Source organism: Amycolatopsis roodepoortensis, assembly GCF_014873915.1.
In the GTDB taxonomy this organism is placed as follows: domain Bacteria; phylum Actinomycetota; class Actinomycetes; order Mycobacteriales; family Pseudonocardiaceae; genus Amycolatopsis; species Amycolatopsis roodepoortensis.
Window position 1 is genome coordinate 937,394 of record NZ_JADBEJ010000008.1, and the last position, 10,697, is coordinate 948,090.

Sequence of the window (10,697 nt, forward strand, 5' to 3'; positions counted from 1 at the left end):
TCATCCCCGCCACGGCGGTGGGGACGATGGAATGCGTCCTCGGGAGCTCCAGAGCATCGGGGTTCCAAAGGGGTGTAGCTCAATTGGCAGAGCAGCGGTCTCCAAAACCGCAGGTTGCAGGTTCAAGTCCTGTCACCCCTGCGTTAGCGAACTGGTGAAGGCGGAGGAGTGGTCGTGAGCGACAGCGACGCCAGCGGTGAGAAGGCGCAGGACGGCGCCGGGCAGAAGCCCGACGAGCAGTCCCGCCCGGTGACCGCCGCTGCCCGGCGTGAGCGCCGTGCGTCCGCGCGCCCGTCCGGTAAGGCCGACGCCAAGTCGGACGACAAGACCCGCCCCGCCGGCAAGGCGAAGGCCGGGGACAAGACCGAGAAGTCCAAGGACGCCAAAGGCACGGCGACCCCGAAGCGCGACCGCAAGCCGAAGCAGGCGTCGATCTTCGCCCGGCTGATGCGCTTCATCCGTGAGGTCTGGGCCGAGCTGCGCAAGGTCATCTGGCCGAACCGCAAGCAGATGGTCACCTACACCGCGGTGGTGCTGGTCTTCGTGGTGTTCATGGTGGCGCTGGTGAGCGGCCTCGACCTGGCCTTCAAAGAGGTCGTCGGTGCCGTCTTCGGCAGCTGAGGCAGCCGTTCGCGGTGCCTGAGGGCACCGTACGGAGGCCTGCGCCACGGCAACCGATCAACTGAGAGGACGGAACGTGACCTCCGACAACGGCACAGCAGCCGGTCATGAGCTGACCGAGCTTTCCGACGAGCAGGTGCACGCGGCACTCGGCGACGAGCAGTCCGAGCACCTGGACTCCGTCGAGGTGCCCGCCGCAGGCGACGAGGTCGACGAAGCCGGAGATGCCGCGGAGGCCGACGAGGCGTCCGTCGAGACCGACGACACCGCCGCCGAGCCCGAGGCCGACGAGGACGTCGACCCGGTCGCGAAGATGCGCGCGGAACTCAACGCCGCTCCCGGTGAGTGGTACGTCGTCCACTCGTACGCGGGTTACGAGAACAAGGTGAAGACCAACCTCGAAACCCGGACCCAGACGCTGGACGTCGAGGACTACATCTTCCAGATCGAGGTCCCGACCGAAGAGGTCACCGAGATCAAGAACGGCCAGCGCAAGCAGGTGCAGCGCAAGGTGCTGCCTGGCTACATCCTGGTCCGCATGGACCTGAACGACGCCTCGTGGAGCGCGGTGCGCAACACGCCGGGTGTCACCGGGTTCGTCGGCGCCACCTCGCGTCCGTCGCCGCTGACCGTGGACGAGGTGCTCAAGTTCCTCGCGCCCAAGGTCGAGACGGCCGCCCCCGCCAAGCCCGGCAAGGGCGAGGCCGCTTCCGCCGAGTCCCAGCTCGGTTCGCCCGCGGTCGAGGTCGACTTCGAGGTCGGCGAGTCGGTCACCGTCATGGACGGCCCGTTCGCGACGCTGCCCGCGACGATCTCCGAGGTCAACGTGGACGGACAGAAGCTGAAGGTCCTGGTGTCGATCTTCGGCCGGGAGACCCCGGTCGAGCTGTCGTTCAACCAGGTCTCCAAGATCTGACGGCCGCCAGACGGCCGGCAGTCCCCGCGTACTGGCAGGTGTGCGGGGGACTCAAGTCAGTAAGAAGGAACAAACGAAATGCCACCCAAGAAGAAGAAGCTTGCGGCGATCATCAAGCTGCAGATCAAGGCGGGTGCGGCCAACCCCGCGCCGCCGGTCGGCCCCGCGCTGGGTCAGCACGGCGTCAACATCATGGAGTTCTGCAAGGCCTACAACGCCGCGACCGAGTCGCAGCGCGGGGATGTCGTCCCGGTCGAGATCTCCGTGTACGAAGACCGTTCGTTCGACTTCAAGCTCAAGACGCCGCCGGCCGCGAAGCTGCTGCTGAAGGCCGCGGGCGTGGAGAAGGGTTCCGGCGAGCCGCACAAGACCAAGGTCGCCAAGGTCACTTGGGACCAGGTCCGCGACATCGCGAAGACCAAGGAATCCGACCTGAACGCGCACGACATCGACCAGGCCGCGAAGATCATCGCCGGCACCGCCCGCTCGATGGGCATCACGGTCGTCGACTGAGCACCACCCCGCACCACCGTGGGAGAGCCGAGTGCTGGCTCCAACACCACACTGATCCGTTGAAGAGTTAAGGACAGAAGCAATGCCCAAGCACAGCAAGGCCTACCGTCAGGCTCTTGAGCTGGTGGACCGCGAGCGGCTCTACGCCCCGCTCGAGGCCGCGAAGCTGGCCAAGGAGACCTCTTCCAAGAAGATGGACGCCACCGTCGAGGTCGCCATGCGCCTCGGTGTCGACCCTCGGAAGGCCGACCAGATGGTCCGCGGCACCGTGAACCTGCCGCACGGCACCGGTAAGACCGCCCGCGTCATCGTTTTCGCCGTTGGTGACAAGGCCGCCGAGGCCGAGGCCGCCGGCGCGGACGTGGTCGGCACCGACGAACTGATCGAGCGCATCCAGGGTGGCTGGCTCGAGTTCGACGCCGCGATCGCGACGCCGGACCAGATGGCGAAGGTCGGCCGTATCGCCCGCATCCTCGGCCCGCGTGGCCTGATGCCGAACCCGAAGACCGGCACCGTGACCCCCGCGGTCGCGAAGGCCGTGACGGACATCAAGGGCGGTAAGATCAACTTCCGCGTGGACAAGCAGGCCAACCTGCACTTCGTCATCGGCAAGGCCTCGTTCGACACCGAGAAGCTGGTGGAGAACTACGCGGCCGCGCTGGACGAGATCCTCCGCGCCAAGCCCTCGTCGGCGAAGGGTCGCTACCTGAAGAAGGTCACGATCTCCACGACGATGGGCCCGGGTGTCCCGGTCGACCCGGCCCGGACCCGCAACCTCCTCTCCGAGGACGCGTGAGTCTGAGTTAGACATCACTGAGAAGGGGGCGGTCCCGCTACGGCGGGGCCGCCCCCTTTTCGTGTTTGCTTGAGGGCATGCCTACCTTCGCGTCGTTCGACGGGCTTCAGCTGAACTACACCGTTTGGGAAGGCGGAGGACGTCCGGTTCTGCTGCAGCACGGCTTCGCCGCGGACACGAACGCCAACTGGATCGCGCCGGGCGTCGTCGACACCCTCCAGGACGCGGGGCTGACCGTGATCGGCCTGGACGCGCGCGGCCACGGGCGGTCGGCGAAACCGCACGACGAGGCGAGCTACGGCGACGACGCGATGGTCCGCGACGTCTCGGCGCTGCTCGACACGCTGAACCTCGACGAGGTGTCGATGGTCGGCTATTCGATGGGCGCGATGATCGCGCTCGGCGCGGTGGCCGCCGACCCGCGGATCCGGTGTCTCGCGATCGGGGGCGTCGGTTCGGGGATCGTCGACTTCGGCGGCGTCGACACCCGCGTCGTCACGCCGGAGGCGATCAGCGAGGCTCTGCTCGCTTCGGACCCCTCGACGCTTCCGCCGTCTTCGGCGCCGTTTCGTCTGCTGGCCGACGCTCTGCGGGCGGACCGGATCGCGCTGGCGGCCGTCGCACGCGGGACGGCGAACCCGAAACTGGACCTGACGGCGATCGCGGTGCCGACCCTGATCCTGGCCGGGGACACCGACCCGCTGGCCGCGGAACCCGAACGCCTGGCCGCCGCCATCGCCGGCGCGCGCCTCGTCCGGGTCCCCGGCGACCACATGGCCGCCGTCATGCACCCCGCCTTCGGCTCCGCGCTGACCGGCTTCCTCACTTCGCACGACTTCTGACCGGACCTGCGTTTCGCGGGCTAATCGCGATCCCGGGCGCGCGTCGCCTTTAGCGGGCTAAACGCGATCCCGGGCGCGCGTCGCCTTTAGCGGGCTAAACGCGATCCGGCGGGCACTTGCGTTTAGCCCCCTAATCGCGATCTGGAGGTGGAAACATCCAGGTCAGTTGCCGGTGGGCGGGGCAGGGCAGGGGTCGGGGGAGTTCGCGTGCCCGGTGATCAGCCACTGGCCCATCTCGACTTCTTGCAGGGTGAAGCTGCCCAGCAGGGGACCACCGCGGATGCTGTACCAGCACGAGTGGATCGTCAGGTTCTGCCGCGGGACGACGCTCGACATCGGGCGCACCGCGTAGATGTACGGCGTGATGTCGGTGACCTTGGCGTTCAGGGCCGGGACGGCGGTCGCGCAGTCCGGGTAGCCGAGGTTGCGGGCGAACTGGGCCTGCGCCTGTTCGCTCATCGACAGGCAGACCTTCTCGACGCGGGTGGCGGGCGGGTACGGCTTGCCGATCGTGTCGTAGATGGCCCGCACGGCCTCCCACGGATTGGTCGACAGCACCTGGTTGGTGCGGTGTTTGCCCCCGCCGCCTTGGACGAACGTCGCCGTGTCCTCCCCGGCGTCGCTGGGGAAGATCTGCCGGTAGGCGATGGTAGCGCCGATGCAGATCAGCAAGATCACGATGATCCAGGCGAGCAGCTTCCCGCCCAGACGTCGCAGCCAACGCGGCATGCGGGGCCGAGGGGCCGGCACGAGCTCGCCGGGCGGCGGTCCCGGAGGCGCCGGAGGCTGCCCGCCGTACTGCTGGGTCATGGGTTGCGCGGGCTGCTGCGACGGCACGAGCCCCTGCTTCTGCGCCTCGGTGAACTTCAGATAGTCCTGGAACTGCTGAAACTGCTGGAACTGGCGCAGTTGCTCATCGTCCAGCCGGGGCGCGGGCTGACCTCCCGCCTTGGGCTCGATGTCCGTGCCGGGCTCGTTGTCCGGCTTTCCGTCATCACGCTGCTCCGCCACGTCACCATGATGCCTCGCGAGCCCTCCCGCGCACTCCGCCGGTCGCGTTTAGCCCGCTAAACGCGATTTGGGAGGGGGTGGTGCCGAGGGCGAAACAGGGGCACGTATTCTTGTCAAGGTTCTACCGAAGACCGCTGGTCTTCTCCTGGTCATACGACCCGGAGAACGAAGGCCCCGCTAGGGCGGGCGACCCGCGCAGGAGGAACGAGGCTCGCTCGCGACGCACTCCGTCGTTTGCCCTGACGCCCCGCGCCTGTCTGCGCTGGGGCGTTTCGTCGTTTCAGGGCTCTCAAGGCCAGTGGACCACTAGCCAAGAGAGGAGGCGACCATGGCGAAGCCCGACAAGGAGGCGGCCGTCGCCGAGATCGCGGAGCGCTTCCGCACCAGCTCGGCCACAGTCGTTACCCAGTACACCGGCCTCTCCGTGTCCCAGCTGTCCCAGCTGCGCCGCGCTCTCGGCACCAATGCCAAGTACCGGGTCGCGAAGAACACCCTTGTCCAGCGTGCCGCCACGGACGCCGGAATCGAGGGTCTCGAGGACCTGTTCGTCGGCCCGACCGCGATCGCCTTCGTCGAAGGTGAAGCTGTTGACGCCGCGAAGGCGCTTCGCGACTTCGCGAAGGACAACAACGCGCTTGTGATCAAGGGCGGCTACATGGACGGCAAGACGCTGTCCGTGGACGAGATCAACCAGATCGCCGATCTCGACAGCCGTGAGGTCCTGCTCGCCAAGGCGGCGGGCGCGTTCAAGGCGAAGCTGTCCCAGGCCGCCGCGCTGTTCCAGGCGCCGGCGTCCCAGGTCGCCCGCCTGGCTGCCGCGCTGGAGGAGAAGCAGCGCAACGCCGGTACCGAAGCAGCCGAAGCACCCGCCGAGAGCTGAACACCCCCCACCCCGAACTTTTAGTTCGTTTCAGAGAGGAAAGCCACCATGGCGAAGCTGAGCACCGCCGAGCTGATCGACGCCTTCAAGGAGCTCACCCTTCTTGAGCTGTCCGAGTTCGTGAAGGAATTCGAGACCACCTTCGACGTGACCGCGGCCGCCCCGGCTGCCGTCGTCGCCGCCGGCCCGGTCGGCGCCGCTCCGGCCGCCGCCGAGGAGCAGGACGAGTTCGACGTCGTCCTCGAGTCCGCCGGTGACAAGAAGATCCAGGTCATCAAGGTCGTCCGTGAGGTCGTCTCCGGTCTGGGCCTGAAGGAGGCCAAGGAGCTGGTCGAGGCCGCTCCCAAGGCCCTCCTGGAGAAGGTCGACAAGGAGGCCGCCGACGCCGCCAAGGAGAAGCTCGAGGCCGCCGGCGCCAAGATCACCATCAAGTGATCCCGGGCGCGTCAGCGCCTAACGCAGCACCGCCGAAGGGGCGGGCATCCACACGGGTGCCCGCCCCTTCGCCGTCTCCGGCCACGACCTGCGTTTAGCCCCCTAATCGCGACGCGTAGCAACGCTAAGCATCAGGGCGCCGGATCGCGTTTAGCCCGCTAAACGCGATCCGGCCGGCGCGGAGAGCGACAGGGGCCCTGACCTGCGTTTAGCGGGCTAAACGCGATCCGGGCCGGCCGGCGCCCGCTGTGGATCTGCGCCCGGGAGTGACGTGCATTACGGTGCTGCAAGCGGTGCACGGGCAGGCGGCGGGCTGCGCGAAAAGTTACCCGCGGGTCTGGCCAGAAAAGAAAACTGGTGAGTAACCTGTTCGCACTCAGCTCGTTGCACCTGGTTGACGCGGGTATCGCTGCGCGAACGCATGCGTCCTCCCGGGCCAGTGGCACGGGACGGCAGTGCGCGACGACGCGGAACAGCTCCTGGAGGTGCGATGGGTGCCGAGGTGGTCATCGAAGGTCTTTCCAAGTCCTTCGGTAAGCAGGCCATCTGGCGGGACGTCACGCTGACCCTGCCTCCGGGCGAGGTTTCGGCGATGCTCGGTCCGTCCGGAACCGGTAAGTCCGTCTTCTTGAAGTCGATGATCGGTCTGCTCAAGCCGGACCGCGGCCGCTGCATGATCAACGGCGTCGACATCGTGACGTGCTCCGAACACCAGCTCTACGAGGTGCGCAAGCTCTTCGGCGTCCTTTTCCAGGACGGCGCGCTGTTCGGGTCGATGAACCTCTACGACAACGTGGCGTTCCCCCTGCGCGAGCACACGAAGAAGTCGGAGACCGAGGTCCGCCGGATCGTGCTCGAGAAGCTCGAGATGACCGGTCTCAACGGCGCCGACAAGAAGCTGCCCGGCGAGATCTCCGGCGGTATGCGCAAACGCGCCGGCCTCGCCCGCGCCTTGGTGCTGGACCCGCAGATCATCCTGGTCGACGAGCCGGACTCCGGTCTCGACCCGGTCCGCACCACCTACATCTCCCAGCTCTTCCTCGACGTCAACGCGCAGATCGACGCGACCTTCCTGATCGTCACGCACAACATCAACCTCGCCCGCACCGTCCCGGACAACCTCGGCATGCTCTTCCGCAAGGAACTGGTCATGTTCGGGCCGCGCGAGGTGCTGCTGACCAGCGAGGAGCCGGTCGTCAAGCAGTTCCTCAACGGCAAGATGGACGGCCCCATCGGCATGAGCGAGGAGAAGGACTCGGCCCAGCTCGCCGCGGAGCGCGCGATGTTCGAGGCCGGTCACCACGCGGGCGGGGTCGAGGACGTCAGCGGGGTGCCGCCGCAGATGCAGCCGACGCCCGGCGTGCCGACCCGGATGGGCGCGGTCCGCCGCAAGGACCGCGTCATGCAGATCCTGCACGGCCTCCCGCAAGAGGCGCAGCAGAGCATCATCGAGTCGCTCTCCCCGGAGGAGCAGCAGCGCTACGGCGTCCGCCCGCAGCGCCTCGCGACCGCCGGCCATCGGTCCGCGCCCGCCGAGAACTCGATCCCGAACCATCACCAGGGGCAGCTGCCCGACGACCAGGTCGCCCACATCCCGCACCCCGGGAGAGCGGGCAACCACCGCTTGCGGCCACAAGATCCGGGGTCAGGTGGCGCGTGAGCTCTTCCGCTTCATCGGCGAAGATTCCCGGTATCGGCATGTTGCGCGAGACCGGGAACCTGTTCGCTCTCGGCCTCGACATCGTTCGTGGCATTTTCCAGCGCCCGTTCCAGCTGCGGGAGTTCATCCAGCAGGCCTGGTTCATCGCGAGCGTCACGATCCTGCCGACGGCGCTCGTCGCGATCCCGTTCGGCGCGGTCATCTCGCTGCAGTTCGGTTCGCTCGCCCGCCAGCTCGGCGCCCAGTCCTACACGGGCGCCGGGTCGGTGCTGGCCACCGTGCAGCAGGCCAGTCCGCTGGTCACGGCGCTGCTGGTCGCCGGCGCAGGCGGTAGCGCGGTCTGCGCGGACATCGGCGCGCGGACGATCCGCGAAGAGATCGACGCCATGGAGGTGCTCGGCGTCTCCGCGGTGCAGCGGCTGATCGTGCCGCGCGTGCTCGCGATGATGCTGGTGGCGCTCCTGCTGAACGGCATGGTCAGCGTCATCGGCGTGCTCGGCGGGTACTTCTTCAACGTCGTCCTCCAGGGCGGGACGCCGGGCGCGTACCTGGCGAGTTTCTCCGCGCTGGCCCAGCTGCCGGACCTCTGGGTCGGCGAGCTGAAGGCGCTGATCTTCGGCTTCATCGCCGCGGTCGTCGCCTCTTACCGGGGACTGAACCCGTCCGGTGGCCCGAAGGGCGTCGGGGACGCGGTGAACCAGTCGGTCGTCATCACGTTCCTCATGCTGTTCGTGGTGAACTTCGTGATCACGCTGATCTACCTGCAGATCGTGCCCGGAAAGCTGGACTGACGCATGACCTTCCTCCAGGGCGCCAAGCGGGTCGCCAATCGTCCACTGCAGACACTGGACAACCTCGGTGACCAGATGTCGTTCTACGGCCGCGCGTTGCTGTGGACGCCGCGGACGTTGCGCCGCTACACCAAAGAGGTCCTGCGGCTGCTCGCCGAGGTGAGCTTCGGTTCCGGCTCGCTCGCCGTCATCGGCGGCACGGTCGGCGTGATGGTCGGCCTGACGCTGTTCACCGGTGTCCTCGTCGGTCTTCAGGGTTACTCGGCGCTGAACTCGATCGGCACGTCGGCCTTCACCGGCTTCCTGACCGCGTTCTTCAACACCCGTGAGATCGCCCCGCTGGTCGCCGGTCTCGCGCTTTCGGCGACCGTCGGCGCCGGGTTCACCGCCCAGCTGGGCGCGATGCGGATCTCCGAGGAGATCGACGCGCTCGAAGTCATGGGCGTGCCCAGCCTGCCGTACCTGGTGACCACGCGGATCATCGCCGGTTTCGTCGCGGTCATCCCGCTGTACGTCATCGGCCTGCTGAGTTCGTATCTCGCGTCCCGGTTGGTCGTTATCTACATCTACAACCAGTCAGCGGGTACCTACGACCATTACTTCGACCTGTTCCTACCACCACAGGATGTGTTGTATTCGTTCATCAAGGTGCTGTTGTTCAGCGTCTTGATCATCCTGTCGCATTGTTATTTCGGTTACCGGGCCTCCGGTGGCCCCGCCGGTGTCGGCGTGGCCGTCGGTAAGGCGGTCCGGCTGAGCATCGTCACGGTGTCCATCATGAACTTCTTCATCGGTTTCGCGATCTGGGGAACCGACGTCACGGTGAGGATCGCAGGATGATTGCGACAATCCGGCGCAGGCTGCTCGGCCTGCTTCTGGTCGCCGTGCTCATCGGCGGGGTGGCGCTGAGCATCGCGCTGTACCAACGGGCGTTCACGCCCGTCGTCAGCGTGAAGCTCCAGTCGGGCAACATCGGGAACCAGTTGCTGAAGCAGTCCGACGTGAAGGTCCGCGGGCTCATCGTCGGCTCGGTCAAGGAGATCAACGCGACCCCGGACGGCGCCGAACTCACGCTCGCGCTGAACCCGGAGTCGGCGAAACTGATCCCCCAGAACGTTTCCGCGCGATTCCTGCCGAAGACGTTGTTCGGTGAGCGTTTCGTTTCCCTCGAGATCCCGGACGTGCCTTCGGAGAAGACGATCGCCGAGGGCGACGTGATCACCCAGGACCGCACTTCCGGCGCTGTCGAGCTGGAGCAGGCCTTCGCTCATCTGATGCCGGTCCTGCAGGCCGTCCAGCCGCAGAAGCTGTCGAGCACGCTTTCGGCGATCTCGACCGCGCTCAACGGCCGCGGCGACCAGCTCGGCGACACGCTCGCGCAGCTCGGCAACTACGTCGGGGAACTGAACCCGCACGAGCCCAAGCTCCAGCAGAACCTCAAAGAGCTCGCGAAGTTCTCGGACAATCTCAACGCTGTCGCCCCGGACCTGGTGCAGACCTTGGACAACCTGAGCACCACCACCCGCACCGTGGTGGACCAGCAGCTGAACCTGGCGAACCTGTACGGCAGCGTCACCCAGGCTTCGGTCGATCTCCAGACGTTCCTGCGGAACAACGCGGACAACCTGATCCGGCTCGCCGACACGGCCCGCCCGACGGCGGAGCTGCTGGCGAAGTACTCGCCGTCGTATCCCTGTGTCATCGGGCAGATGGCGGACAACCTGCCGAAGATCGACAAGGCCCTCGGCAAGGGCACCGACCGGCCCGGTCTGCACGCGACCATCGAGGTCACCGTCAACCGCGGGCCGTACCTGCCCGGCAAGGACGAGCCGCGGTTCGAGGACAAACGCGGCCCGCGCTGCTACGACCTGAAGCAGTTCCCGGACCCGTTCCCGCAGTACCCGCCGGACGGTCCGATCAAGGACGGCAGCACGGTCAAACCGCCGGCGCGCTCGGCGAACGACGGTCTTTCGCCCTCGAACGGTTTCGCGAACGTCGGCGGTTACAACGGCGGGGGAGCGCCCGGCGGTAGCCCGTCGTACAGCGCGTCCGAATCGGACTTCCTCGCGCAGCTGGTCGCTCCGCAGGTCGGCATGGCCGCCACGGACATGCCCGGCTGGGGCTCGCTGCTCGTCGGTCCGCTCTATCGGGGAGCGGAGGTGCACGTCCAGTGACTGGAACGGTAGTTGCGCCCCTGCGCGCGAAGGTGATCGAGGCGCGCGTGCTCCGGCC

12 protein-coding genes and 1 tRNA gene are annotated in these 10,697 nt (G+C 67.3%); 12 read left to right on the top strand and 1 reads right to left on the bottom strand.

Going from position 1 to position 10,697, the window contains the following annotated elements; all coding sequences use genetic code 11:
* The first annotated feature begins 68 nt into the window (after window positions 1–68).
* The 6 genes from H4W30_RS42260 (at window position 69) to H4W30_RS42285 (ending at window position 3,688) form a co-directional block, all read left to right on the top strand.
* Window positions 69–141, top strand: a tRNA-Trp gene (locus H4W30_RS42260).
* A gap of 27 nt (window positions 142–168) precedes the next feature.
* Window positions 169–621 (top strand): preprotein translocase subunit SecE, encoded by a 453-nt coding sequence (gene secE / locus H4W30_RS42265; RefSeq protein ID WP_007031001.1) that lies wholly within the window; start codon window positions 169–171, stop codon window positions 619–621.
* Window positions 622–697: 76 nt separating this feature from the next.
* Entirely contained in the window at window positions 698–1,537 is an 840-nt protein-coding gene (nusG, locus tag H4W30_RS42270; RefSeq protein WP_192747808.1) for a transcription termination/antitermination protein NusG, read from the top strand.
* 78 nt (window positions 1,538–1,615) lie between these two features.
* Window positions 1,616–2,050, top strand: coding sequence for a 50S ribosomal protein L11 (rplK, locus tag H4W30_RS42275; RefSeq protein WP_020633284.1), 435 nt, complete (start codon window positions 1,616–1,618; stop codon window positions 2,048–2,050).
* Window positions 2,051–2,132: 82 nt separating this feature from the next.
* Window positions 2,133–2,846 carry a 50S ribosomal protein L1 gene (gene rplA / locus H4W30_RS42280; RefSeq protein ID WP_126733323.1) on the top strand — a complete coding sequence of 238 codons (714 nt, stop codon included), beginning with the start codon at window positions 2,133–2,135 and terminating at the stop codon, window positions 2,844–2,846.
* 77 nt (window positions 2,847–2,923) lie between these two features.
* Window positions 2,924–3,688, top strand: coding sequence for an alpha/beta fold hydrolase (locus tag H4W30_RS42285; RefSeq protein WP_192747809.1), 765 nt, complete (start codon window positions 2,924–2,926; stop codon window positions 3,686–3,688).
* 162 nt (window positions 3,689–3,850) lie between these two features.
* On the opposite strand, the gene H4W30_RS42290 is transcribed toward H4W30_RS42285, so the two are convergent.
* Window positions 3,851–4,699: a hypothetical protein gene (locus H4W30_RS42290; protein WP_192747810.1), complete on the bottom strand. Its 849-nt coding sequence runs from the start codon at window positions 4,697–4,699 to the stop codon at window positions 3,851–3,853.
* 328 nt (window positions 4,700–5,027) lie between these two features.
* On the opposite strand from H4W30_RS42290, the gene rplJ reads away from it, so the two are divergent.
* The 6 genes from rplJ to H4W30_RS42320 all read left to right on the top strand — a co-directional run bounded on the left by rplJ (window position 5,028) and on the right by H4W30_RS42320 (window position 10,639).
* A complete protein-coding gene (rplJ, locus tag H4W30_RS42295) occupies window positions 5,028–5,579 on the top strand; it encodes a 50S ribosomal protein L10 (protein WP_192747811.1) in 552 nt (183 codons plus the stop codon).
* 48 nt (window positions 5,580–5,627) lie between these two features.
* Entirely contained in the window at window positions 5,628–6,014 is a 387-nt protein-coding gene (rplL, locus tag H4W30_RS42300; protein ID WP_192747812.1) for a 50S ribosomal protein L7/L12, read from the top strand.
* Window positions 6,015–6,504: 490 nt separating this feature from the next.
* Entirely contained in the window at window positions 6,505–7,674 is a 1,170-nt protein-coding gene (locus H4W30_RS42305) for an ABC transporter ATP-binding protein (RefSeq protein WP_192747813.1), read from the top strand.
* Window positions 7,675–7,712: 38 nt separating this feature from the next.
* Window positions 7,713–8,465 (top strand): MlaE family ABC transporter permease, encoded by a 753-nt coding sequence (locus H4W30_RS42310; RefSeq protein WP_020633292.1) that lies wholly within the window; start codon window positions 7,713–7,715, stop codon window positions 8,463–8,465.
* A 3-nt stretch (window positions 8,466–8,468) separates the two neighbouring features.
* Window positions 8,469–9,305 (top strand): MlaE family ABC transporter permease, encoded by an 837-nt coding sequence (locus tag H4W30_RS42315; RefSeq protein ID WP_005152080.1) that lies wholly within the window; start codon window positions 8,469–8,471, stop codon window positions 9,303–9,305.
* Window positions 9,302–10,639 carry an MCE family protein gene (locus tag H4W30_RS42320; protein ID WP_192747814.1) on the top strand — a complete coding sequence of 446 codons (1,338 nt, stop codon included), beginning with the start codon at window positions 9,302–9,304 and terminating at the stop codon, window positions 10,637–10,639. Before H4W30_RS42315 ends, H4W30_RS42320 begins: the two co-directional genes overlap by 4 nt.
* The last annotated feature ends 58 nt before the right edge of the window (window positions 10,640–10,697 follow it).